Genomic DNA, 23236 nt, shown 5'->3' with positions numbered 1-23236 from the left:
CCTCTTCGAATTCTGGGGGGAGGGGGATTACTTCTCGACGACGGCGAAGAGGTCTTCTTCGCGCATCACCAGCAGCTCGTCGCCGTCGACCTTGACGGTCTGGCCGCTGTACTTGCCGAACAGAACGCGGTCGCCGACCTTGACGTTCAGCACGACGAAGTCGCCCTTGTCGTTGCGCTTGCCCGGGCCGACCGCCAGGACTTCACCCTGATCGGGCTTTTCGGCGGCGTTGTCGGGGATGACGATGCCGGAGGCGGTCTTGGTCTCGTTTTCGAGACGCTTGACGATCACGCGATCGTGCAGCGGACGAAGCTTCATTCACATCTCCTTGGGAGTCACGTTATGGCACTGGAGCGCCGCGCAGGCAGCGCTCGCTGACATGCGGCAACCGGGGGGCAGCGAATCTGCCTCGGTCGTTAGCACTCACCCGTGGCGAGTGCTAGCAGACTGATTATAGGGGCCGGTTCCGGCGCTTCAAGAGGCGGGAAATCCATTCCCCCACAGGCCGTGGCGGGCGGGCTGCGGATGTCGCCGCGCCGCGCGGGCGCGGCGGCGGGGTCAGAGCTTGCGCACCTCGATGCGGTGCTTCTGCAGCGCGTAGCCGAGCTGGCGCGGCGTGATGCGCAGCAGCCGTGCGGCCTTGGCCTGGACCCAGCCGCACTGCTCCATCGCCCAGATCAGGCGTTCGCGTTCGCCGTCGGGCGCGGTGCCGGCCAGACGCGAGACCGGCGGCGGCAGCTGCTGCGTCGGGCCGATGCGCGTGACGCCGTCGGCGGCCGGCGCCGGCGCGCCGGCGTCCAGATCGCCCAGCGGCGGTGCCGGCGCCGGCGCGGGCACCGACCAGCCGCCGTCGGCGGCGGCCGGCGGCGCGGCATGGCCGTTGGTCGGCGCCAGCACGTGGCCGTTGAAACCGTTGCCGGCGGCCGCGGCGGCCACCGCGTCGGCCTTGTCCAGGAAGTGCAGCGTCTGCGTCAGGCAGCGGTTGTTGCGGCAGGGGAAGGCCAGGTCGCGGATCAGGTCGCCCTGGACCATGGTCGCGGTGCGCTCGATGCAGTTCTCCAGCTCGCGCACGTTGCCCGGCCAGTAGCAGCTCGTCAGCACCTTCATCGCCTCGGGCGTGACCTTCAGCTGGCGCCGGTTCTCCTGGTTGAAGCGCTCGATGAAGTGGTTGACCAGCGGCGGGATGTCGCTGCGGCGTTCGCGCAGCGGCGGCAGGAAGATCGAGACGACGTTGATGCGGTAGTACAGGTCGGCGCGGTACTCGCCGCGCTGGACCATCTTCTCGAGGTCGCGGTTGGTGGCGCAGATCAGGCGCACGTCGACCTTCACCGCCTTGCTGCCGCCGACACGCTCGAACTCGCGCTCCTGCAGCACGCGCAGCAGCTTGGCCTGGAAGCCCGGCGAGATGTCGCCGATCTCGTCGAGGAACAGCGTGCCGCCGTGGGCCAGCTCGAAGCGGCCCTTGCGTTCGCCGACGGCGCCGGTGAAGGCGCCGCGTTCGTGGCCGAAGAGCTCGCTTTCCAGCAGCGACTCGGTCAGCGCCGCGCAGTTGACCTTGATGAAGGGCGCGTCCTTGCGCGGCGACAGGAAGTGGATCGCGCGTGCGATCGCCTCCTTGCCGGTGCCGCTCTCGCCGCGCAGCAGCACCGTGGCGCGCGAGGGCGCGGCCTGGTGCACCTCGGTGAACACCTGCTGCATCGCGCGCGACTCGCCGATCACGTTGTCGATCGCCAGCCGGCCGCGAGGCTCGCGTGCCAGCGCCTTCTGCAGCCGCGTCGTCTCCTGCAGCAGGCGCGAATGTTCTTCGGCGACGGCGACATGCAGCGCCGCCGACTGCGCCAGCAGGGTCGCGACCATCGTCAGCAGGCGCTGGTCGTCGGTGAGCCGGGCGCCGTCGTCCATCACACGCTGCGCGGCGAGCACGCCGACGGTGGCGCGTTCGGTCTTCATCGGCACGACGACGAAGGCCAGCGGCCGGTCGCCGCGCGCGCCGAAGGCGCCGGTGCGGTCCAGGAACTCGGGCGACTCCTGCACGTCGGGCACGACGGCGGCCATGCCGCTGGCGTAGACGCGGCCGATGACGCCTTCGCCGCTGCGCCAGTGGCCGCGCGCGGCCTGCTCGCGGTCCAGGCCCACCCAGCTGTGGATGCGCAGCAGGTTGCCGCCGTCTTCGGCCGGCATCACGACCATCGCCCGCTGCAGGCCCAGCTGCGAGGCCAGCGTGTTCAGCGCCACGCGGAAGGTGCGCGCGATATCCAGCGACGCGCCCAGCACGCGGCACACCTCGTAAACCGTGCTGAGCTGAACCTGATAGCGCTCGCTCAGCGCCGTGCGACTCGACATCACGCACCTCCTGCGTCTGACGGGCGGGGCGAGGCGGTGCGGCGGGCCACCTCGGGGCGCCCGGCGCATCGTTGTCGGGCATTGCCCGCCATGCCGCCGCCGGTCGAGCATGCCAGTGCAAGAAGCACGCCGAATCGCGCCGACAGGCGAGGGATGCCGTCGGCCGCTTGATGCAACGCAAATGGCCCGCGGCTCGTGCGCGGGCGGGGCTCAGCGCGCGGCGGCAGCGGCGAGCTTCTCGAGTTCGGCGACGTGCTGCGCTTCTTCGGCGGCGAACTCGCCGGCCAGTGCGCGCACCTCGGGGTCGGGGCTGATCGCCGCGATCGCCGCGTAGAAGGCGTGGCCGCGGCGCTCGCTGTCCAGCGCCAGGGCCAGCGCGTCGGCGGGGGCCATCATCGGGTCGACGCCGGCCCAGTCGGCGGTTTCCGGCGGGATGCCGTCGGGCCACTCGAACTCGTCGGCGGCCAGCTCGGGCAGCGTGCGCCAGCCCGCGCGCGCCTGCGCCTCGGCCAGGTGCAGGCGCGAGAAGTGCGCCATGCGGGCGAAGAAGGCACGCAACTCGGCGTTGCCGTCGGTGCCCATCGAAGCCGCCAGGTCTTCGTAGCGCCGGGCCGCGTCGCGCTCCAGCGCGACGGCGTGGGCGAGGAATTTCTCGACGTCGTTCATGCCATGGGTCTTTCTGCTGTCACCGTCGGCGCACCCACCCCTTCGGGGACAGGTCGCCGCAGGCGACCAGGGGAGCGGCGTCGCCGGCGCGGGCCGGGCCCGATCCGGGTCCCCCGGTCGGGGCCGGTGCCCCCTCGGGGGGCGGCCGCCAGGCGGCCGGGGGCGAAATCATCCAAATTTGAAGAGGATGCCGTAGCCGCCACGCGGCCAGTCCCACTCGACGTTGGCGTGCTCGGTGCAGATCACGCGGCAGCTGCCACATTCCAGGCAGCCGTCGGTGATCAGCGTCACCGTGCCGTTGCCTTCGGCCTTGTAGCAGCTGGCCGGGCAGACGTAGGTGCAGGCCTGCGACTGGCAGGTGTTGGCGCAGACCTCGGGCTTCTTGATCCGGATGTGCGGCCGGCCGTGGTCGACCTTGTACCGGTTCTGGAACAGCTTCTCCTCGACGTTGACGACCGTCGCGCTCATCGCATCGCCCTCCACAGCTTGAACGCGTCGCCGAACAGCCCGGTGACGCGGCGGGCGGCCTTGAAGCTGCCCAGGATCTCGCGCTGCTTGGTCGACTTGTCGACGCCGTCGACCGTGAAATAGGTCTTGGCGGCGCGGTTGACCAGCGCGGGGTAGGTGTCGAAGAAGTGCGGGCTGCGCTCCAGCACCTCGGGCAGGTGCTTGTACTTCTTCAGGTCCTTCATGACGAAGCTGGCGTCCAGCGCCGCCTTGTAGGCCGCGAGCGTGGCCGCGTTCATCGCCTTGCCGGCGGCCTTGGCCGCGGCGACCGTCTCGCCGGCCAGGCGGCCGCTGGTCATCGCCAGGTTGGAGCCTTCGCGGTGCACGGCGTTCACGAAGCCGGCCGAGTCGCCGACGATGAGCCAGCCGTTGCCGTAGAGCTGCGGCACGGCGCGCAGCCCGCCTTCAGGGATGAGGTGCGCGGCGTATTCCTTCATCTCGCCGCCTTCGAGCATCGGCGCGATGCTCGGGTGCTTCTTCAGCTTGTCCAGCAGCGCGTAGGGCGTGGTGCGCTTCTCGTTGCCCTTGAAGTCCGACAGCAGGCAGCCGACGCCGATCGTCAGCGAGTCCTTGTTCGTGTAGAGGAAGCCGGTGCCGACCATGCCTTCGGTGACGGTGCCGACCATCTCGATGACGACGCCTTCCTCCTCCTTGACGTTGAAGCGCTGCTGGATCACCTCCTCGGGCATGAAGAGGATCTCCTTGACCGCCAGCGCGACGTTCCTGGCCTGGATCTCGCCGTGGAATCCGGCCTTGCGCGCCAGCAGCGAGTTGACGCCGTCGGCGAGCACGACGACGTCGGCATGCACCTCGCCGCCGATGCGGTCGCAGCGCACGCCGACGCAGCGGTCGCCGTCCATCAGCAGTTCCTCGACGGTGGTCTCGCAGATCACCAGCGCGCCGGCTTCGCGCACCTTGGAGCTGAACCACTTGTCGAACTGGGCGCGGATGATCGTGTAGCGGTTGTACGGCGGCTTGTTGTAGTCGTCGCTGCGGTAGTGGCTGCCGACGAAGCTGTTGTCGTCGAGCACCCACATGCGCTGCTCGATGATGTGGCGCTCCAGCGGCGCGTCGTCGCGGAAGTCGGGGATCAGCTTCTCCAGCGCGTCGGCGTAGAGGATCGCGCCCTGCACGTTCTTGCTGCCGGGGTACTCGCCGCGCTCGATCTGCAGCACCTTCAGCCCGGCCTTGGCCATCGTCAGCGCGGCCGCGTTGCCGGACGGGCCGGCGCCGACGACGATGGCATCGAACTTCTCGTGGGACATCGTGGGCTCCTTCAGGCGGCGATACGCACGCGCTTGGCCAGGTGGTTGCGGAAGGCTTGCGTCAGCACCGGCAGCACCTGCATCGCGTTGCCGACGATGCCGTGGTGGGCGAAGTCGAAGATCGGCGCGTTCGGGTCGGTGTTGATCGCGACGATGCAGTCCGAACTCTCCATGCCGACGCGGTGCTGGATCGCGCCCGAGACGCCGGCGGCGATGTAGAGCTTGGGCCGCACCGTCTTGCCGGTCTGGCCGACCTGGCGCTCGGTCTCGGTCCAGCCGGCCTGGGTGACGGCGCGCGTGGCGCCGACCTCGGCGCCGAGCACGCGCGCCAGGTCCCAGACGAGCTTGAAGTTCTCCGCCGTCTTCAGCCCCTTGCCGCCGGTGACGATGATGTCGGCGTAGGCCAGGTTGACGGTGTTGCGGGTGGCGTCGGGGATGAAGTCGAGCAGCTTGGTGACGATGTCGGTCTCGACCATGCCCAGCGCCATCTCGACGATGTCGCCGCTGCGCGTGTCGTCGCGGCGCGGCATGGCCATCACGCGCGGGCGCACGGTGGCCATCTGCGGGCGGTAGGCCAGGGTCATGATCGTGCACAGCAGCGAGCCGCCGAAGGTCGGCCGCGTGGCGGCCAGCGCGCGGCCGTCGATGCGCAGCTCGGTGCAGTCGGCGGTGAGGCCGGTGCCCAGCGTCGTCGCGACGCTGCCGGCGAGGTCGCGGCCCATCGTCGTCGCGCCCAGCAGCAGGATCTCGGGCTGGTAGGTGTTGACGAGGTCGGTCAGGCCCTTGGTGAAGGGCTCGTTGCGGTAGCCCTGCAGCACCGGGTCGCGCACCAGGTAGCAGCGGTCGGCGCCGTAGGCGTAGGCCTCCTTGGCGTAGCGTTCCAGGTCGTCGCCCGGGCCGCCCATCAGCACGCCGCTGACGGTGACGCCCAGCGTGTCGGCGAGTTTTCGCGCCTCGCCCATCAGCTCCCAGCTGACGCTGTGCACGTGGCCGCGGTCGTGTTCGATGAAGACCCAGACGCCCTTGTAGGCCTTCAGGTGTTCGGGCAGTTCGGTGTTGCGCCCGGCGCGACCGGCCGGTTTGGCGGGCGCGGGCTTGGCGGCTTCGCTCATCTCGACTCCTTCAGGCGCTCAGGCGCTCCACCGTCTCTTCTTCCAGAGTCGGGTGGGTGGTGAAGATCTTCTGCAGCAGGTTCAGGCAGACGTCGTTGACGCTGGAGTCGGCGACGACCTGCATCTCGGCCTTGGTCGCGCGCGGCGTCGGGCCGAAGACCTTGCTGACGACGGTCGGCGAGCCCTTCAGGCCGATCTTGGAGACGTCCTCGATGCCGGCGTCGTCCTTGTTCCAGCGCCGCACCGGGCAGCGGCCGGCGCGCAGCATGTCGGCCATCGTCGCGAAGCGCATCTCGTTGGTGCCTTCGAGCATCGTGATCAGCGAGGGCAGCGTCGTCTGCAGCAGCTGCACGCCGCCTTCGGCGCGGCGCTCGACGCGGATGCGGCGGCCGTCCAGGTCGACCTCGACGATGCGGCTGACGTAGGTCAGCAGGTTCACGCCCAGGCGCTTGGCGATGCCGGGACCGACCTGGGCGGTGTCGCCGTCGATCGTCTGCTTGCCGGTGAAGATCAGGTCGACGGCCTGCTCCTGGCCGATCTTGCGGATCGCCGCGGCCAGCGCGTAGCTGGTGGCCAGCGTGTCGGCGCCGGCGAAGGAGCGGTCGGTGACCAGGATCGCGTCGGTGGCACCGAAGCTGATGCACTTGCGCAGCGCGTCCTCGGCCTGCGGCGGGCCCATGCAGAGCACGGTGACGCGGCCGCCGAACTGGTCCTTCAGGCGCAGCGCCTCTTCCAGCGCGAACAGGTCGTACGGGTTGACGATCGCCGGCACGCCCTGGCGCATGATGGTGTTGGTCACCGGATGGACGCGGATCTGCGCCGAGTCCGGCACCTGCTTGATGCAGACGACGATGTGCATGGGATTCCTCGTGAACGTTCAGACGCCGGCGCGGCGGCGCTCGGCCAGGCTCTGGCGCAGCGAGGCCAGCGGCACCGCACGCACGCCTTCGGCGTCCTGGAAGACCTTGAACACCTTCTCGCGCTGGGCGCTGGAGGCGACGAAGTCGGCATAGGCCTGCGTCAGCAGCTCGCGGTAGCGGCGGAAGGTCTCGAGCTCGTCGAGCCCCGCCAGCCCGGGCGTGGCGTTCAGGTACTGGTGGAAGCGCTTGAGGATATGCAGCCGGTTCACCTGCACGACGCGCTCCTCGTAGGCGATGCCGAAGAAGCGCAGAAAGTCCTCGGCGCTGGACAGGCTCTGCAGGCGTTGGGTGAGGCTGATCATCGGCGTCTCCTGGGATCTCTCAGGCATGGGCGAACGCGGGCGTGTCCTCGCACAGGTCGAGGTAGAAGCGCGCCAGGTCGTCGGCGCTGGGCTCGCCCTTGGTGTCGGCGACGTGGGCGCGGATGCGCGCCAGCAGCCCCGGCACCTGGCGCGGCGCCACCGGCAGGCCCAGGCGCGCGTAACGCTCGATGACCGCCGCGCTGCCGGAGTGCTTGCCCAGCACCAGGCGGTGCGTGCGGCCCAGCTCCTCGGGCGCGAAGGCCTCGTAGTTGCGTCGGTCCTTCAGCAGGCCGTCGACGTGGATGCCGCTCTCGTGGCTGAACACCGCCTCGCCGACGATGGACTTGCCCGGCGCCACCGGCCGCCCGGAGGCGTGCGCGACCAGCGCGCTGATCGCCGGCAACGCCTCGGTGCGGATGCCGCACTCGATGCCGTGCACGTGGCGCAGCGCCATCACCACCTCTTCCATCGCCGCGTTGCCGGCGCGTTCGCCGAGGCCGTTGACGGTGGTGCTGGCGTGCGTGGCGCCGGCCATCGCCGCGGCCAGCGTGTTGGCCGTCGCCAGGCCCAGGTCGTCGTGGGCGTGGATCTCGATCTCGACGTCGACCTCGGCGCGCAGCGCGGCGATGCGCAGATGCGTCTGGAAGGGGTCGAGCAGGCCCAGCGTGTCGGCGTAGCGCACGCGGCGCGCGCCCGCGGCCTGGGCCGCGGCGGCGGCGGCGGCGAGGAAGTCGCCATCGGCGCGCGAGGCGTCCTCGAAGCCGACGCTGACCGAGACGCCGCCGTCGGCCAGGCGCGCGACGTGGTGGCGGATGGTCTGCAGCACCCAGCCGCGGTCGCGGCCGAGCTTGCGCGCGATCTGGATGTCGGACACCGGCACCGAGACGTGCACGATGTCGGCGCCGCAGCGCAGCGCGGCGGCGATGTCGCTGTCGGCCATGCGCGCCCAGACCATCGTGCGCGCCTGGCGCACGCGGCCGGTGATCGCCTGGATCAGCTCGACCTCGTGCGCGCCCATCGCCGGGATGCCGATCTCCATCTCCGGCACGCCGGCGGCGTCGAGCGCGCCGGCGATGGCGAGCTTCTCGTCGTCGGTGAACGCGACGCCGGCGGTCTGTTCGCCGTCGCGCAGCGTCGTGTCGTTGATCGTCAGTCGGAGGGGAAGAGGGCGGCCGGACATGGGTGGGCTCCTGCTTGCCCTGCCCATTCCGCAAGCCCCGTGCCACCGCCACGTTCTTCGCAAGTGACTGTCGTGCAACGACTTTTCATCTTTTCGCGGGGCTGTGCGTTTTGTCCGATTGGTGACAGCCCGGCCACGGCCGCGCCCAAAACGACGAGGCGCCCGCGGCTTGGGGGCCGGGGGCGCCTCGTGTGGAGCGCGAAAGCTCAGCGCTCTCTTGCGTGGTTCTTGGAGTAGCGCGGCAACTCGATCACCAGCTCCGGCCCGCCGACCTTCACGCAGCACGACAGCCGCGAGTCGGCTTCCAGCCCCCAGGCGTCGGAGAGCTGCTCGTCCTCGTCGTCGTCGACCGGGTTCACGTGTTCGGCGCCCTGGCGCAGGTAGACGTGGCAGGTGGCGCAGGCGCCGACCTTGTCGCAGGCGTGTTCGACCGCGATGCCGTTCATCAGCAACTCGTCGACCAGCGAGTTGCCGGCCTCGGCCTCGAAGACGAGGCCGTCGGGGCAGAGCTGGGCGTGCGGCAGGACGGTGATGCGGGTGGTGTTGTCGTCGCTCATTGGGGCGCCCTTCGGCCTGCGGCCGGTCCCGCCAGGCGGGAATGAGCCCCGGACAAGTCCTGAGCGCTCATGCGGCCATCTGTTCAAGCGTGCGACCGGACAGCGCACTGCGCACGCGCTCGTCCATTCGGCGCGCCGCGAACGGCGTCGTGATCCGGTTGAGCTCGTCGCCCGCACGACGCAGGCGCTCTCGCAGCGCCCGGTGGGCCTCCGGCGTCGTGCCTTCACCCTCGGCGCATTCTGCCAGCGCGTCGATGACGTCCTGCATCGCACGCAGGATCTGGAACAGCTCGGGGCTGGACAGCAGGCGCTCGCCGTCTTCGTGCAGCGCGGCCTCGGTGGCGTCTAGCAGGCGGCGGGCGTCGATCTCGGCTTCGCGCAGCGCGCGTGCCGCGGCGTCCTCGGCGGCGTGGCCCAGCGCGTGCTGCAGCATGCCGGCCACCTGCTCGGTGCCCAGGCCGTAGCTCGGCTTGACCTCGACCTGGGCGCGTGCGCCCGAGGTCTGCTCGACGGCGCTGACCGACAGCAGCCCGTCGGCGTCGATCTGGAAGGTGACGCGGATGCGCGCCGCGCCGGCGACCATCGGCGGGATGCCGCGCAGCGTGAAGCGCGCCAGAGAGCGGCACTCCGACACCAGCTCGCGTTCGCCCTGCACGACGTGCAGCACCATCGCCGTCTGGCCGTCCTTGAAGGTCGTGAAGTCCTGGGCGCGCGCCGTCGGCACGGTGCTGTTGCGCGGGATGATCTTCTCGACCAGCCCGCCCATGGTCTCCAGGCCCAGCGACAGCGGGTTCACGTCCAGCAGCAGCAGGCCGTCGGCGCCGCGGTTGCCGGCCAGCTGGTCGGCCTGGATCGCCGCGCCCAGCGCCACCGCCTCGTCGGGGTCGATGCCGGTGTAGGGCTCGCGGCCGAACAGCGCGCCCACGGCGGCACGCACCGCCGGCATGCGCGTCGCGCCGCCGACCAGCACGACGCCGTCGACCTCGGCCGGCTTGAGCTTCGCGTCGCGCAGGGCGCGTTTGACCGGGCCCAGCGTGCGCTCGACCAGCGGCCGCGTCAGCGTCTCGAACTGGGTGCGCGTGATCGTCGCCGTCGCCGGCGTGCCGTCGGCGCGCAGGCAGTGCATCACCACGCGGTCCAGCTCGCTCAGCGTCTCCTTGGCGTGGCGTGCGGCGGCGTGCAGCCGCGCCAGGTAGGCCGGGTGCCAGCCGCCGGTCTCGCCGGCGAACCACTGCGCCAGCGCGTGGTCGAAGTCGTCGCCGCCGAGCACCGCGTCGCCGGCGGTCGCGACGACCTCGAAGACGCCGCGCGACAGCCGCAGGATGCTGACGTCGAAGGTGCCGCCGCCCAGGTCGTAGACGACGTAGACGCCTTCGCTGGCCGACTCCAGGCCGTAGGCGATGGCCGCGGCGGTCGGTTCGTTCAGCAGGCGCAGCACGTTGATCCCGGCCAGCGCCGCGGCGTCCTTGGTCGCCTGGCGCTGGGCGTCGTCGAAGTAGGCCGGCACGGTGATCACCGCGCCGACGAGCTCGCCGCCCAGCGAGGCCTCGGCGCGTTCCTTCAGCACCTGCAGCACTTCGCCGCCGACGTCGACCGGGCTCTTGATGCCGGCGCGGGTGCGTACGCCGACGGCGCTGTCGCTCAGGCGCTCCAGCGCATAAGGCAGGGTGCCGGCGGCGATGTCTTCCAGCGCGCGGCCGATCAGGCGTTTGGCCGAGGCGATGGTGTTCTGCGGGTCGGTGGCGGCGAAGGCGGTGGCGGCGGCGCCGACGGTCAGCACGCCATCCTCGCCGTAGTGCACGACAGAAGGCACGAGGCGCCGGCCTTCGCCGTCGGGCAGCACGACGGCCTGGCCGCTGCGCACCGTGGCGACCAGCGAGTTCGTCGTGCCCAGGTCGATGCCGACGGCCAGCCGGTGCTGGTGCGGCGCGGCGGCGCGGCCCGGTTCGGCGATCTGCAGCAGCGCCATCGTGACCTCAGACCGCGAAGGACTCGCCGCAGCCGCAGGTGGCGGCGGCGTTCGGGTTGTCGAACTTGAAGCCTTCGTTCAGGCCTTCGCGCACCCAGTCCAGCCGCGTGCCGTCGAGCAGCGGCAGGCTGTTGGCGGCGACGAAGAGCTGCACGCCTTCGCACTCGAAAGCCAGGTCCTCGGGCGCGGCGGCGTCGGCGAACTCCAGCGCGTAGGCATAGCCCGAGCAGCCGCTGGTCTTGACGTCCAGCCGCAGGCCGACGCCGCTGCCGCGTTTGGCCAGCGCCTTGCGGATTTGGGCCGCGGCCTTGGGGGTGACGCTGATGGCCATGGTCAGACCGTGAAGGACGAACCGCAACCGCAGGTGCTGGTCGCGTTCGGGTTGCGGATGACGAAGCGCGCGCCGTCCAGGCGGTCCTCGTAGTCGATCTCGGCGCCGACGAGGTACTGCAGGCTCATCGCGTCGACGACGACGGTGATCGGCTCGCGCGCGACGCGCACGTCGTCTTCCTTGACCTCGTCGTCGAAAGCGAAGCCGTACTGGAAGCCCGAGCAGCCGCCGCCGGTGACGTAGATGCGCAGCTGCAGGCTGGGGTCGCCTTCTTCGGCCAGCAGTTCGCTGACCTTGGCGACGACGGCGTCGCTGATGCGGATCGGCTGCTCGCCTTCGGGCAGCAGCGGCGGGTCGGCGCGCGGCACGAGTTCGGACGGGGCGACGTTCCCTTGGGATTGGCAGGCCATCGTGGACTCCTGTTGGTCGGCGCGGCGCTTCAGGCCGCTTCGCTGTGCTGTTGATCGGGCGACGAGGGCGAGCAGGCGCGCTCCTCGATCAGCCCGCCCGGGCCGGCGTGGCGCTGGCGGTAGTCGGCCACCGCGGCCTTGATCGCGTCCTCGGCGAGGATGGAGCAGTGGATCTTCACCGGCGGCAGCGCCAGTTCCTCGGCGATCGCGGTGTTCTTGATCGCCAGCGCCTGCTCCAGCGTCTTGCCCTTGACCCACTCGGTGACCAGCGAGCTCGACGCGATCGCCGAACCGCAGCCGTAGGTCTTGAAGCGCGCGTCCTCGATGACGCCGGTGCTCGGGTCGACCTTGATCTGCAGCTTCATCACGTCGCCGCAGGCCGGCGCGCCGACCATGCCGGTGGCCACCGTGTCGTCGCCGGCCGCGAAGCCGCCCACGTTGCGCGGGTTCTCGTAGTGGTCGATGACCTTCTCGCTGTACGCCATGTCGGCCTCCGGGTGTGCAAAGGATTCAGTGCGCCGCCCACTGCACCGCGGCGAGGTCGACGCCGGCGCAATGCAGGTCCCACAGCGGGCTCAGCTCGCGCAGGCGCTCGACGGTGCGGCGCGTCTGCGCGACGGCGGCGTCGATCTCGGCCTCGGTCGTGAAGCGGCCGACCGAGAAGCGGATCGAGCTGTGCGCGATCTCGTCCGACAGGCCCAGCGCACGCAGCACGTAGCTCGGCTCCAGGCTGGCCGAGGTGCAGGCCGAGCCCGACGAGACGGCGATGCCCTTCAGGCCCATCAGCAGCGACTCGCCTTCGACGAACTGGAAGCTGACGTTGAGGTTGTGCGGCACGCGCGATTCGAGCGAGCCGTTGACGCGGATCTCGGGGATGTCCGACAGCCCGGCCAGCAGCCGGTCGCGCAGCACGCGGATGCGTTCGTTCTCGACGGCCATCGACACGCGCGCCAGGCGGTAGGCCTCGCCCATGCCGACGATCTGGTGCGTGGGCAGCGTGCCCGAGCGCATGCCGCGCTCGTGGCCGCCGCCGTGGGTCTGGGCCTCGATGCGCACACGCGGCTTGCGCCGCACGACCAGCGCGCCGATGCCCTTGGGGCCGTAGGTCTTGTGCGCCGACAGGCTCATCAGGTCCACCGGCCAGGAGGCGAAGTCGATCGCCACCTTGCCGGTGGCCTGGGCGGCGTCGACGTGCAGCAGCACGCCGCAGGCGCGGCAGATGCGGCCCAGCGCGACGACGTCCTGAACGACGCCGATCTCGTTGTTGACCAGCATCACCGAGGCGAGCACGGTGTCGGGCCGCAGCGCGGCCTCGAAGGCCGCCGGGTCGACGAGGCCGTCGGCGCCGACGTCGAGGTAGCTCACCTCCCAGCCGGCGCGTTCGAGTTCGCGCATCGTGTCCAGCACCGCCTTGTGCTCGGTCTTCACGGTGATGAGGTGGCGGCCGCGCGAGCGGTTGAACTGCGCCGCGCCCTTGATCGCGAGGTTGTTGCTCTCGGTGGCGCCGGAGGTCCAGACGATCTCGCGCGGGTCGGCGCCGACGAGCGCGGCGACGTGTTCGCGGGCGATCTCCACCGCCTCTTCCGCGGCCCAGCCGAAAGCGTGGCTGCGTGAGGCGGGGTTCCCGAACTGTTCATACAGATAGGGCAGCATCGCCTGCACGACACGCGGGTCGACCGGCGTCGTGGCCGCGTAGTCCAGGTAGATCGGCTTGGCGCTGGGATCCATCACGAGGCTCCGACGGAAGTGGGCGAGGCATCCCCCATATCGCAGGGACCGTGCCAACCCGATGCCCGGCAAAAAGATGATCTGGATCAGACACTTGCGTCGCATCGGCCCGATCGTCGGAACTGCCGTGGGCGCGGCGGGACCTGTCGCTTTTGTCGCCATTGCGACGACGGCGGCCTGGCACCTGCCGTGCTTGCCCAGACGCAGGCCCGCCAGCGGGCAGACAAGGGAGCGCCCATGAACCTGTTCACCGGTGTTGCGTCCGACGCCTTCTTCGGCGGCCCCGTGCCGGCGTCGGTCCACGGCCTGCTGCGCCAGGCCGCGGTGGCCGGGCCGGCGCAGCGTGGAGCCTTGCTGTGGACGGCGCAGGCCATCGCGCCGCAGGCTCTGGTGCTGTACTTCGCGCTCGCCAAGCACCACGCGCAGCGGCGCGAGTTCGAGCTCGCCGAACGGGCCGCCGCGCGCGGTTTGCTCGAAGCCGGCCGCGCCGCCGGGCTGGACGGCGAAGGCCGCGTGATCGGCGGGCCGGCGCCCGACTTCAACGCCGACGGCCCCGCGCGTTTCTGGCTCTTCATGCAGAAGGCGCTGGCCTTCATCGCCCTGCGTGCCGGCGACCTGGACACGGCACGCGAGCGGCTGGAGCTGATCGAGCGCATCGCCCCGCACGCGCGGCTGGGCGACGAGGTCGTCAGCGCGCTGCTGCGCGCGACGCCCGACGAATGACTCAGGGCCGGTAGTCGAAGAGCTGCGGCGCCTCGCGCCGGTACAGCTTCAGCCAGCCCAGCGTCGCCGGCAGCAGCGAGCTGGCGGCGAACCAGGCGGCGTCGTCGGCGCCGGGGCCGTCGTCGAGCAGGGCGCTGCCGACGACACGCCAGCCGTCGAGGTCGATCTCGGGCATGGCCTCGCGCGCCTCGGGCGGCAGCGCGTCCAGCGTGCGCGCGACGACCAGCAGCAGCCGGCGCACTTCGGCGCGGGTCAGCTGCGAATGGCGGAACTCGGGCTCGACGACACCGTCGGTGAGGATCAGCACGCCTTCGCCGCATTCCTGCACCAGCTGCAGCATCGCGGCGGTCAGCATGGCCGGGCTCGGTTCAGGCGACGGCGGCCACGGCGCGGCGCGCGCCGTCCTCGGGGCCGAAACACAGCGCGTGGTCGCAGCAGACGGCGCAGCTCGGCGCCTTGCAGACGAAGAGCTGCTCGCGTTCGCACAGCTGCTTGTAGAGGAACTTCTTCCACTTCATGTCGGCGCTGTTCTTGCGCACCAGCGCCGGGAACCACCAGGTCATCAGCGCCGACAGCTCGGCACGCGAACCCAGCTGCAGGTCCTGCCAGAGGTGGTTGTCGCCCAGGCAGGCGACGGCCAGCGTCTCGGCGACGGCGGCCGCGGCCTCGCGCGGGCCTTCGGCGTGGTCGAGCAGCAGCGCGACCAGGTCCTCGACCTCGTCGGCACGCGCCGCGCGTCGCGCCAGCGCCTCGGGCACCGGCCGCGGCTCCATCAGGCGGCCACCGGGGCGTGCGTGTAGCACTTCTTCGGGCAGATCTTCGAGCAGGCGGTGCAGCCGATGCACAGCTCGCCGCGCGCGATCGTCATGACCTTCTTCTCGTACTCCTCGTCCTCGTCGCCGTCCGGGTCCAGCGAGACACGCTCGCCGTCCTCGTCGAGGCCGATCAGCTCGAGCACGCCGCGCGGGCAGACACGGAAGCAGCGGCCGCAGCCGATGCACTTGCCTTCGTCGATCTTCTGCACGAAGGAGGGCGTCCAGGTGGCGCCCGAGGGCAGGGTGATGCTGAAGTCGGACACGGTGTTCTCCGTCAGGCGGCCTGGGCCGCGGCGAGCTGCGCGCGTGCGGCGACCAGCGCCGCATGCGCCTCGTGGGCGACCCGGGCGACCTCGGGGATGCGCTCCCAGTTCGTCGGAAGTTCCTCCGACAGGTCGTGCAGGTCCATCTTGGCCTGCGTCGCGCGGGCGTTGAGCTTCTTGATCTCGGCCTTCAAGGCTTCCAGGTCGGCCATCTCATGCTCCCCAGGTCGCGACGTCGCGGTGGGCGTTGATCATCGACACGCCTTCGGCGACCAGCTTGCTGCCGGCCTCGGCCAGCTTGGCCAGGCTCGGGTAGCCGAAGCGGTGCACGTCGCGCAGATGGCGGTTGACGACGACCAGCCGGCCGGCGGTCAGCACCGTGCGGCCGAAACCTTCGTGGCTCATCTTGGTCATCGGGCTGACCATGATCCCGGTGGCGCGTTCGATCGCCAGGCCGACGGCGTTGTGGAACAGGTCCAGCCGCCACAGCGTGTCGGGGTCGGGGTCGCCCATGATCGGCAGCGCGCGGCGCTGCTCGGCGGTCAGGATGAAGGGCTCGAGCAGCGTCGCGTCGCTCTTGCCGTCCCAGGTGCCGTGCGTGTCCTGGGCGCGGATCTGCTTGATCAGCTCGCGCACGAAGCCGTCCTGCAGCGCGGCCTCGTCGGCCGCCGGGCTCTCGACGGCGGCGCTCATCGCTTCACCTCGGCGTCGTTCTCGAAGTCGAAGGACCGTTCCTGGCCCTTCATCAGCGCCTTGCGCAGCCACGGCGGCGGCGTGCCGCGCAGCACGTTCTGCAGCTTGTCGAGGATGTCCAGGATGGGCTCGGGCTGCGTCACCTTGACCGGGTGGATGCGGCTGGCGACGACACGCGCCGCCGCCGAGCCGCCGATCGCGGCGACGTAGACGATGGCGCAGTCGGCGATCGCGGCGAGCTTGGGGCTGAGCTTGTCCTCGTCGCCGTCTTCGTCCAGGCCGTCGCCGAAGGCGAAGTCCTGCACGAAGGCGTAGCCCTCGGGGGTGACGTCGTAGACCGCCAGGTGCGGGGCCCAGCCGAAGTGCGCGTCGACGCGCTGCTGGTCCTGTGTGGCGAAGGCGACTTTCATGGTTCGCTCCGGGAAGTGACGGGATCGGTGGCCGCCGGGCGGCGGCGCGGGATGACGGCGCTGACGTGGGCGACGGCCGGCGGCACGGCTTGGGCGGCGGCCAGGCTGGCGGCCGGCAGCGGCCAGTCGTCGGGGCCGTGGTGACCGATGCAGTCGATCAGCGCGTTGCCGACGGCGTTGACGAAGTCGCGTGTGCCGCGGTAGCCGACCATGCGCACATGGGCGTTGCCGATGCGGTCGAACATCGGGATGCCCAGGCGGAACAGCGGCCGCCCCAGGCGTTCGGCGGCCTGGCGGCCGTGCGAATGCGTCATCAGCAGCTCGGCGCCGGTGGCTTCGGCCGAACGTTCGAAGTCCTCGAGGTCGCCGATCAGCACCTCGCTGGTCGGCAGGCGTTCGAGCAGCGGCGAACGGGTCGTCGTCACGCAGGTCGCGAGTTCGGCGCCCATCTCGGCGAGAAAGCTGCCGGCGGCCCAGAGCAGGTCGGGCTCGGCGGCCAGCGCGATCTTCGCGTTGCCGGTGTGGAAGTGGGCGTCGAGCATCGCGTCGACGAGCTGGCTGCGCTGGCGGCGCAGCTTCGCCGGCACCTCGCGGCCGGAGAGCTCGGCCAGGCGGCGCACGAAGGCGTCGCTGGCGGCCAGCCCGGTCAGGCGGTCGAACAGCGTGAACGGCACGCCGCAGCGCGCCTGCAGCGCCTCGGCGGCCGGGCGCATCTGCTCGCCGACGGCCAGCACCTCCATCACGCCGCCCAGGGCCTCGATCTCGGCGCGCGGCGTGCCGCCGATCGTCGTGCCCTGCCAGGTGTCGGGGATGTGGCCGTCGAGCGAGCCCGAGATGTCGGGCACGACGACGGCCTGCAGGCCGAAGGCCTCGATCGTCTCGCGCAGCTCCTCCAGGTCGGCCGGCGTCAGGTGGCAGCCGGGCAGCAGCGCGACGACGCCGTCGCGGCGCGGTTCATCGACGCGCGGCAGGGTCGACACCAGCGCCGTGACGGCGGCGGCCCAGCCGTCCTGGAAGGCGCCGACGTAGTCGGGCGTCGAGGCGTAGACGACGGCCGTGTCGGCCAGCTCGGGGTGCTGCTGGCGCGCGAGGCGGATCGTGCCGTCGACGTCGTCGCCCTTGGTCTCGGTGAGCCCGGTCGAGCAGATGCCGATGACCTGGGGCTTGGCGCGCTGGCGGATGTTGAGCAGCGCCTTCACGAGGTTGTCGTCGCCGCCCATGATGGTCGTCGCCTCGTTCATCGCCGTCGTCTGCAGCGGGATCGCCTCCTTGAAGTGGCGCACCAGCAGCACCAGGCCGAAGGAGGTGCAGCCCTGCGAGCCGTGCATCAGCGGCATGCAGAACTCCAGCCCCATGAAGGCGAAGCTGGCGCCCAGCGGCGCGCTCATCTTCAGCGGGTTGACGCTGCAGGACTTCTTGCTTTCGGTGACCAGGGCCATCGTGCGCTCCCATTCAGGCCGCCAGCGCCACGGCCGGGGCTTCCCAGGGCGCGGGCGCACGCACCTGCTGCCAGACCGGGTTGAAGATCGCCTTGTCGATCTCGGCGACCATGGTCACGATGCCCTCGTAGCCGGCGAAGGCGTGGTGGCGCTCCTGGTTGATGTCCATCCAGGGCATGCGCGCCTTCAGCGCGACGAACTGGCTGCGGCCGCCGGACAGCATGATGTCGGCGCGCGCCTCGCGCAGCATGCGGTACATCTCGCGCGGCGCGAGGTCCTCGATCATGTGGGCGTCGTCGCCCATGATCTCCTGGATGCGCTGCTTGTCTTCCTTGGTGCTCTTCTTGACGCTGGTGCCGACGATCTCCAGCCCGGCTTCCTGCAGCGCCGAGACCACCGACCAGCTCTTGACGCCGCCGGTGATCAGCAGCACACGCTTGCCGGCCAGGCGTTCGCGGTAGGCGCGCAGGCGCTCGTAGGCGCGCGGCTCCTCGGCGGCGATCAGCGCCTCGGCGCGGTCGACGATGTCGGCCGGCGCGCCGGTCTGCACCAGCAGCCGGGCGATGTCGCGCAGCGTCCGGCTCATGTCGGCGATGCCGTAGAACGAGCCTTCGAAGTACGGGATGCCCCAGCGCTGCTGCATGCGCGTGGCGACGTTGATCATCGACTTCGAGCAGACCATCATGTTCGCCCGCGCCCGGTGCGCCGACGCGATCTCGCGGTAGCGGCCGTCGCCGGTGATGCAGGCCAGCACGCGCACGCCCAGCGCGTCCAGCAGCGGCTTGACCTGCCAGAGCTCGCCCGAGAGGTTGTATTCGCCGATGACGTTGATGTCGTAGGGCGTGCTGACCTCGGGCTCGACGGTGCCGATGACGTGGTCCAGCAGCGCCTCGGCGCCGAGCTTGTTGCCCAGGTTCTTCGGCCCGGCGAAACCCGGCACGTCGACCGGCACGACCGGCAGGCCGAAACGTTCGCTGGCGCGTTTGCAGACGGCCTCGATGTCGTCGCCGATCATCGCCGGCACGCAGGTCTGGTAGACGAAGATCGCCGGCGGGCGCACGGTCTCGGCGATCTCGCGTATGGCCTTGAACAGCCGCTTCTCGCCGCCGTAGACGACGTCGAACTCGTCGATGTCGGTGGTGAAGCCGGTGCGGTAGATCGTCGGGCCGGAACTCGCGCTGTGCCGGTTGTCCCAGCTGTTGCCTTCGCAGGCGATCGGGCCGTGCACGAGGTGGGCGACGTCGGCGATCGGCTGCAGCGCGATCTTGGCGCCGTCGAAGGCGCAGCCGCCGGCGGCGGCACCGGGCGTCAGCTGCTTGGTGCAGCCTTTCTTGCGCGCCTTCTCGCCCTTGGTCTGGTTGACGTCGCAGCCGGGCTCGTCGAAGACCTGGGCGATCCTGGCGTTGAGCGATGCGGACATGCGGCGGGCTCCTGTGGGCGGCCCTGGCCGTGTTGCACGATCGATGCCAGTCGCGCGGCGTGCACTTTCTCCTGTGCTGACAAGGGCTTGGCGCAGCCCGTCCGGTGCGCCGTCCTTGGCGGGATCACGACAAACGCGACGCCTGGACGCTGGCTGCCGGCGTGCCGAAGGCCGCCGCCAGGCCGGCCAGCACTTGCCGCAGCTCGGTCTCGAAGAGCGGCAGCGCGGCAGCGATCGCCTCGTGTTCGCCCGAGCGCACCGCGGCTTCGAGCGTGCGCGTGGCCTCGCGCAGCGCGGTGGCGCCTATCGTTCCCGACTCCGACTTCAGCATGTGCAGCGCTGAAGCCGCGGCGGCCAGATCGCCGCCGCGACACTGTTCGCCGATCGCCGCCGGCATGCCGGCGCGCGACTGCGCGAAGAGTTCCAGCACGCGCCGGTACAGCGCCGGCTGGCCGGCGGCGAAACGCAGGCCGGTGGCCATGTCCAGCCCCGGCAGCGTCGGCGGCAGCACGGCCGCCGGGGGCGGTGGCGCCGGTGGCGCCGGGGCGGCGGCCGGCGCCTCGTCGGCCCGCGTCCAGTGCCGCAGCCGCTCGATCAGCGCGTCGGGCTCGAAGGGTTTGGCCAGGTGGTCGTTCATGCCGGCGGCCAGGCAGGCCTCGCGGTCGCTGGCCATCGCGTGCGCGGTCATCGCGATCACCGGCAGCGTGTCCAGGCCGGGCAGGCGGCGCAGCCGGCGCGTCGTCTCCAGGCCGTCCAGGCCGGGCATCTGCACGTCCATCAGCACGGCGTCGAAGGGTTCGCGCGCCAGCCAGGCCAGGGCCTCCAGGCCGTCGCCGGCCAGCGCGGTGCTGGCGCCGGCCTGGCGCAGCAGCTCCAGCGTCAGCTCCTGGTTCACCGGGTTGTCCTCGGCGAGCAGCACGCGCAGGCCGTCCAGACGGCGCGACGGCGGCGGCGGCAGCGGCGCGCCGGCGGCCGGCGCGTCGCGGCCGAACAGCGACTCCAGCAGGGCCAGCAGCGAGGCGGCGCTGACCGGCGTCGCCAGCAGCGTGTCGACGCCCGGCGGCAGCGTGCGCTCGGCGTCGTCGGCGCCGTAGGGCACGAGCACGGCGATGCGCAGCCCCGGCCCGGCCAGCATGTGCAGCCGCGCCGGCAGGCCGGGGTCGGCGGCGGCCAGTGCCGCGGCCATCAGCACCAGGTCGGCGCCCTCGGCCGCGTGTGTCGCGGCCTCGTCGGCATCGCCGGCGCTGCGCACCAGGCAGCCGAGTTCGGCGGCCCGCGCCTGCAGCACCTCGCGGGCGCGGGCGCTGGCGTCGGCCACCAGCAGGCGCAGGCCCGGGCGCGGCGCCCGGCGTGCCGGCGCGGCGGCCTGCGGCGCGAGGCCGAAGACGGCGTCGAACAGGAAGTCGCTGCCGTGGCCCGGCGTGCTGCGCACCGTGATGTCGCCGCCCATCGCCTGCACCAGCTGACGGCTGATCGCCAGGCCCAGCCCGGTGCCGCCGTAGCGCCGTGTCGTCGACGCGTCGACCTGACTGAAGGGGCGGAACAGCCGCTCCAGGTCCTGCTGCGACAGGCCGATGCCGTTGTCGTGCACGCCGAAACGCAGCCGCAGCCTGCCCTCGGCCGGGCCGGCTTCGGCGGCGACCGAGACGACGACCTCGCCGCGTTCGCTGAACTTCACCGCGTTGCCGCAGAGGTTGACCAGCACCTGCGACAGCCTGAGCGCGTCGCCGACCAGGCCACGCGGCACGCTGGCCGGCAGGTCGAGCACGAAGCCCAGGCCGCGGTCGTGGGCCTGCAGCGCGACGATCGCGGCGACGCCGTCGAGCACCGCGTCGAGGTCGAAGGCGTCGTGCTCCAGCTCCAGCCGGCCGGCCTCGATCTTCGAGAAGTCGAGGATCACGTTGACGATGCCCAGCAGCGACTGCGCCGCGGCACGCGTCTTCTCGAGGTAGTCGCGCTGGCGGGTGTCGAGCTCGGTGCGCAGCGCCAGCGCCGTCATGCCGAGGATGGCGTTGAGCGGCGTGCGGATCTCGTGGCTCATGTTGGCCAGGAAGTCGCTCTTGGCGCGCGTGGCGGCCTCGGCGGCCTCGCGGGCGGCGACCAGCGTGCGTTCGGTCTCGCGCCGCGCGCTGACGTCGCGCAGCACGAGCTGAACGCGCTCGGCGCGGCCGTCGCTGCCCCGTGCCAGGACGGCGAAGCTGGCTTCGGCCGGCAGCGCCCGGCCGTCGGGACGGCGCAGCGTCAGCGCCTCGGCCTGCAGCGTGCCGGCCGTGGCCAGGCGCGCGGCCAGCGCAGGCCAGGCCGGCTCGGCCAGCCAGTCGGCGGCGTCGCGGCCGAGCGCCTCGTCGGGCAACGCCGAGCCCAGCATCGCCGCCCAGGCCGGGTTGCAGACCTGGATGCGGCCGTGGCCGTCGACGACGCCGGCGCCGTCGGCCATCTGCCGCAGCACCTCGTCGAACTGGCGCGCCTGGGCCTGCAGCTGTGCCTGCAGCGCGTGCTGCAGCCCGGTGATGCCGTCGGCCAGCGCGTGCAGCTCGTTGGCCGGGCCCGGCGGCCGCGGCGCCGGCTCGGCCAGGCGCTCGGCGTCGAGCGCCCGCACGTGCGCGTGCAGCCGCTCCAGCGGCCGCGAGACGCTGCGTGCGACCAGCGCGTAGACCAGCGCCGCCAGCAGCAGCAGCTCGACCAGCGCGGCGAAGGCGAACTGGCGCGACGCACGCCAGACCTGGCCGGCCAGCCAGTCTTCGTCGAGCTGCAGCACCAGCTCGGCGACGACGCCCAGGCCGTCGGGCGCCGGCAAGGGGTGGCGGATGATCTCGCCGCCGTGCGCGGCGACGACGCCGGTCTTGTCGTAGCGCTCGTCGATGCCGCGGCCGATGACCTCGGCCGACAGCAGCGCCGGGAAGCTGCGCAGGCCGTCGAGCTGCAGCTGCACCGACGCGTCGTCCAGCTCCCAGACCGATTTGGCGAGCGAGGGCACGTAGGCGCCGAGCACGGCCTCGACCTGCTCGCGCTGGCGCGCACGTTCGTCGCGGTGGCTGATCCAGGCGTTGGCCAGCGTCGCCAGCAGCGCCAGCACGACGCTGGCCGCGGCCACGCGCACCAGCAGCTCGCGCGAGAGCCGGCGCAACGGGGCGGAACTCGTGTTCACAGGCCTTGGCGCACGACGGCGCCGATGCGGATCGTCGGTTCGACCGGATGGCCGGTCGCCAGCCGCTTCATCGCCCGGTAGGCGTAGCGACCCATCAGCTCGTAGTCGACCGAGACGAAACCGTGCACCAGGCCGTCGGCGAGCAAAGCCTTCTGCGGCGCGGACAGCGCGCCGGTGGCGGCGACGACGACCCGGCTGCCGCGGCGCCCCGGCGGCGGCAGCGCGGCGCGGTAGCGCTGCGGTTCGGCGAAAGGCCAGGCGCCGAGCGAGACGACGACGTCGGCCTGTTCCTCGCGGAACGCGAACTCGAGCTGGCGCAGCGCACGCTGCGGGTCGTCGCCGTTGAACCAGGGGCAGCGCGCGACCTCGCGCCAGCCGCGCTCGCCGCCCAGGCGCGCGCCTTCGGGCAGCTTCGGGTCCTGCGCCAGCGTGCGCCGCAGCGCGGTGATGCGCGTCGCGATGCCGGGGTCGTGCGTGTCGCCGGCCAGCAGGCAGAGCTGGCCGCCGTCGGGGCGCCGTGCCGCCACCAGCGTGGCGAGCTGGCGCCCGATCTCCTCGTGGTCGGCGCCGATGTAGACGCGGCGCAGCGCACGCTGCGCCGGCTCGACGTCGCTGTCGATCGTGACCACCGGCACGCCGCGCTGGGCGGCCAGCGCCAGCGCCGATTCGCCGAGGTAGCGCGAGTTGGTCACCGCGACGGCCAGGCCCGCCAGCCCGTGCTGCAGCGCGCCGACGATGGCTGCGTCCTGGGCGCGTGCGCGGGCCGGGCCGGGCGCGCCGACGGCGTTGCAGCGGTCACCCCAGAGCTGGGCCTCGGCGGCGCAGCCGCGCCAGGCGGCGACGTAGTTGGGGTCGTCGGTACTTTTTCCGGCCAGTCCGTAGAGCTGTCCCTGGGCCTGGGCTCCCGCGGCCCACAGCAGCCCGATCAGGAACCGCCATGGCAAACGCATGCGTGTTCTTCGCCTTCGCTTCGGGGGCCGCCGGCTGCGCCCTCCTGGGCGCTCCGGACCGACAGCCGTCCCGTCGGGACGATGA

Annotated in this window: 26 protein-coding genes; 1 reads left to right on the top strand and 25 read right to left on the bottom strand. The window is 71.7% G+C overall.

The features are described 5' to 3' along the window. Positions 1–27 precede the first annotated feature (27 nt). From groES to RGE_RS20980, 15 genes are all read right to left on the bottom strand, one after another. A complete protein-coding gene (gene groES, locus RGE_RS21050; protein ID WP_014430502.1) occupies positions 28–318 on the bottom strand; it encodes a co-chaperone GroES in 291 nt (96 codons plus the stop codon). 240 nt (positions 319–558) lie between these two features. Then, entirely contained in the window at positions 559–2343 is a 1785-nt protein-coding gene (gene nifA, locus RGE_RS21045; RefSeq protein WP_014430501.1) for a nif-specific transcriptional activator NifA, read from the bottom strand. Positions 2344–2553: 210 nt separating this feature from the next. Further along, complete coding sequence (locus tag RGE_RS21040; RefSeq protein WP_014430500.1) at positions 2554–3009, bottom strand: ferritin-like domain-containing protein; 456 nt, start codon at positions 3007–3009, stop codon at positions 2554–2556. A 168-nt stretch (positions 3010–3177) separates the two neighbouring features. Next, on the bottom strand, positions 3178–3477 hold the full coding sequence (locus RGE_RS21035) for a ferredoxin family protein (protein WP_014430499.1): 300 nt from the start codon (positions 3475–3477) through the stop codon (positions 3178–3180). After that, the gene (locus tag RGE_RS21030) at positions 3474–4781 is read right to left on the bottom strand and encodes an FAD-dependent monooxygenase (RefSeq protein ID WP_014430498.1); all 1308 of its coding nucleotides are present in this window, start codon (positions 4779–4781) and stop codon (positions 3474–3476) included. The genes RGE_RS21035 and RGE_RS21030 overlap by 4 nt, the downstream gene beginning before the upstream one ends. A gap of 11 nt (positions 4782–4792) precedes the next feature. Further along, on the bottom strand, positions 4793–5893 hold the full coding sequence (locus RGE_RS21025) for an electron transfer flavoprotein subunit alpha/FixB family protein (RefSeq protein ID WP_014430497.1): 1101 nt from the start codon (positions 5891–5893) through the stop codon (positions 4793–4795). A 10-nt stretch (positions 5894–5903) separates the two neighbouring features. Next, positions 5904–6752 (bottom strand): electron transfer flavoprotein subunit beta/FixA family protein, encoded by an 849-nt coding sequence (locus tag RGE_RS21020; RefSeq protein ID WP_014430496.1) that lies wholly within the window; start codon positions 6750–6752, stop codon positions 5904–5906. A gap of 18 nt (positions 6753–6770) precedes the next feature. Next, a complete protein-coding gene (gene nifW / locus RGE_RS21015) occupies positions 6771–7115 on the bottom strand; it encodes a nitrogenase-stabilizing/protective protein NifW (RefSeq protein WP_014430495.1) in 345 nt (114 codons plus the stop codon). A 19-nt stretch (positions 7116–7134) separates the two neighbouring features. Continuing rightward, on the bottom strand, positions 7135–8295 hold the full coding sequence (gene nifV, locus RGE_RS21010; RefSeq protein ID WP_014430494.1) for a homocitrate synthase: 1161 nt from the start codon (positions 8293–8295) through the stop codon (positions 7135–7137). A gap of 206 nt (positions 8296–8501) precedes the next feature. Next, the gene (gene fdx / locus RGE_RS21005) at positions 8502–8852 is read right to left on the bottom strand and encodes an ISC system 2Fe-2S type ferredoxin (protein WP_014430493.1); all 351 of its coding nucleotides are present in this window, start codon (positions 8850–8852) and stop codon (positions 8502–8504) included. A 67-nt stretch (positions 8853–8919) separates the two neighbouring features. Beyond that, positions 8920–10821 (bottom strand): Fe-S protein assembly chaperone HscA, encoded by a 1902-nt coding sequence (gene hscA, locus RGE_RS21000; RefSeq protein WP_014430492.1) that lies wholly within the window; start codon positions 10819–10821, stop codon positions 8920–8922. A 7-nt stretch (positions 10822–10828) separates the two neighbouring features. Further along, a complete protein-coding gene (locus RGE_RS20995) occupies positions 10829–11152 on the bottom strand; it encodes a HesB/IscA family protein (protein WP_014430491.1) in 324 nt (107 codons plus the stop codon). 2 nt (positions 11153–11154) lie between these two features. Then, complete coding sequence (gene erpA / locus RGE_RS20990) at positions 11155–11562, bottom strand: iron-sulfur cluster insertion protein ErpA (RefSeq protein WP_014430490.1); 408 nt, start codon at positions 11560–11562, stop codon at positions 11155–11157. Between the two features lie 29 nt (positions 11563–11591). After that, positions 11592–12047: a Fe-S cluster assembly scaffold IscU gene (gene iscU / locus RGE_RS20985; protein ID WP_009856108.1), complete on the bottom strand. Its 456-nt coding sequence runs from the start codon at positions 12045–12047 to the stop codon at positions 11592–11594. 25 nt (positions 12048–12072) lie between these two features. Continuing rightward, positions 12073–13290: an IscS subfamily cysteine desulfurase gene (locus tag RGE_RS20980; RefSeq protein ID WP_014430489.1), complete on the bottom strand. Its 1218-nt coding sequence runs from the start codon at positions 13288–13290 to the stop codon at positions 12073–12075. 237 nt (positions 13291–13527) lie between these two features. Between RGE_RS20980 and RGE_RS20975 the strand changes: the two genes are divergently transcribed. Beyond that, entirely contained in the window at positions 13528–14013 is a 486-nt protein-coding gene (locus RGE_RS20975) for a hypothetical protein (protein WP_014430488.1), read from the top strand. Between the two features lies 1 nt (position 14014). Here RGE_RS20975 and RGE_RS20970 read toward each other — a convergent pair whose 3' ends face one another. The 10 genes from RGE_RS20970 to RGE_RS20925 all read right to left on the bottom strand — a co-directional run bounded on the left by RGE_RS20970 (position 14015) and on the right by RGE_RS20925 (position 23151). After that, entirely contained in the window at positions 14015–14368 is a 354-nt protein-coding gene (locus RGE_RS20970) for a hypothetical protein (protein WP_014430487.1), read from the bottom strand. Positions 14369–14381: 13 nt separating this feature from the next. Then, positions 14382–14786 (bottom strand): nitrogen fixation protein NifQ, encoded by a 405-nt coding sequence (locus RGE_RS20965; RefSeq protein ID WP_014430486.1) that lies wholly within the window; start codon positions 14784–14786, stop codon positions 14382–14384. Next, positions 14786–15091: a ferredoxin III, nif-specific gene (gene fdxB / locus RGE_RS20960; RefSeq protein ID WP_014430485.1), complete on the bottom strand. Its 306-nt coding sequence runs from the start codon at positions 15089–15091 to the stop codon at positions 14786–14788. Before fdxB ends, RGE_RS20965 begins: the two co-directional genes overlap by 1 nt. Positions 15092–15102: 11 nt before the next feature. Then, positions 15103–15303: a CCE_0567 family metalloprotein gene (locus RGE_RS20955; RefSeq protein WP_014430484.1), complete on the bottom strand. Its 201-nt coding sequence runs from the start codon at positions 15301–15303 to the stop codon at positions 15103–15105. A 1-nt stretch (position 15304) separates the two neighbouring features. Further along, positions 15305–15784 (bottom strand): NifX-associated nitrogen fixation protein, encoded by a 480-nt coding sequence (locus RGE_RS20950; protein ID WP_014430483.1) that lies wholly within the window; start codon positions 15782–15784, stop codon positions 15305–15307. Continuing rightward, complete coding sequence (gene nifX / locus RGE_RS20945; protein WP_014430482.1) at positions 15781–16194, bottom strand: nitrogen fixation protein NifX; 414 nt, start codon at positions 16192–16194, stop codon at positions 15781–15783. Before nifX ends, RGE_RS20950 begins: the two co-directional genes overlap by 4 nt. After that, positions 16191–17633, bottom strand: a complete 1443-nt coding sequence (gene nifN / locus RGE_RS20940) for a nitrogenase iron-molybdenum cofactor biosynthesis protein NifN (protein ID WP_014430481.1) — start codon at positions 17631–17633, stop codon at positions 16191–16193. Before nifN ends, nifX begins: the two co-directional genes overlap by 4 nt. A 13-nt stretch (positions 17634–17646) precedes the next feature. Further along, a complete protein-coding gene (gene nifE / locus RGE_RS20935) occupies positions 17647–19053 on the bottom strand; it encodes a nitrogenase iron-molybdenum cofactor biosynthesis protein NifE (protein ID WP_014430480.1) in 1407 nt (468 codons plus the stop codon). A 124-nt stretch (positions 19054–19177) separates the two neighbouring features. Beyond that, positions 19178–22201, bottom strand: coding sequence for a hybrid sensor histidine kinase/response regulator (locus tag RGE_RS20930; RefSeq protein WP_148280253.1), 3024 nt, complete (start codon positions 22199–22201; stop codon positions 19178–19180). Next, on the bottom strand, positions 22198–23151 hold the full coding sequence (locus RGE_RS20925; protein ID WP_014430478.1) for a substrate-binding domain-containing protein: 954 nt from the start codon (positions 23149–23151) through the stop codon (positions 22198–22200). The genes RGE_RS20930 and RGE_RS20925 overlap by 4 nt, the downstream gene beginning before the upstream one ends. Positions 23152–23236 lie beyond the last annotated feature (85 nt).

Source organism: Rubrivivax gelatinosus IL144, assembly GCF_000284255.1.
In the GTDB taxonomy this organism is placed as follows: domain Bacteria; phylum Pseudomonadota; class Gammaproteobacteria; order Burkholderiales; family Burkholderiaceae_C; genus Rubrivivax; species Rubrivivax gelatinosus_A.
Note: the sequence above shows the minus strand (reverse complement) of the source record. Positions and strands in the feature narration are given on the sequence as shown.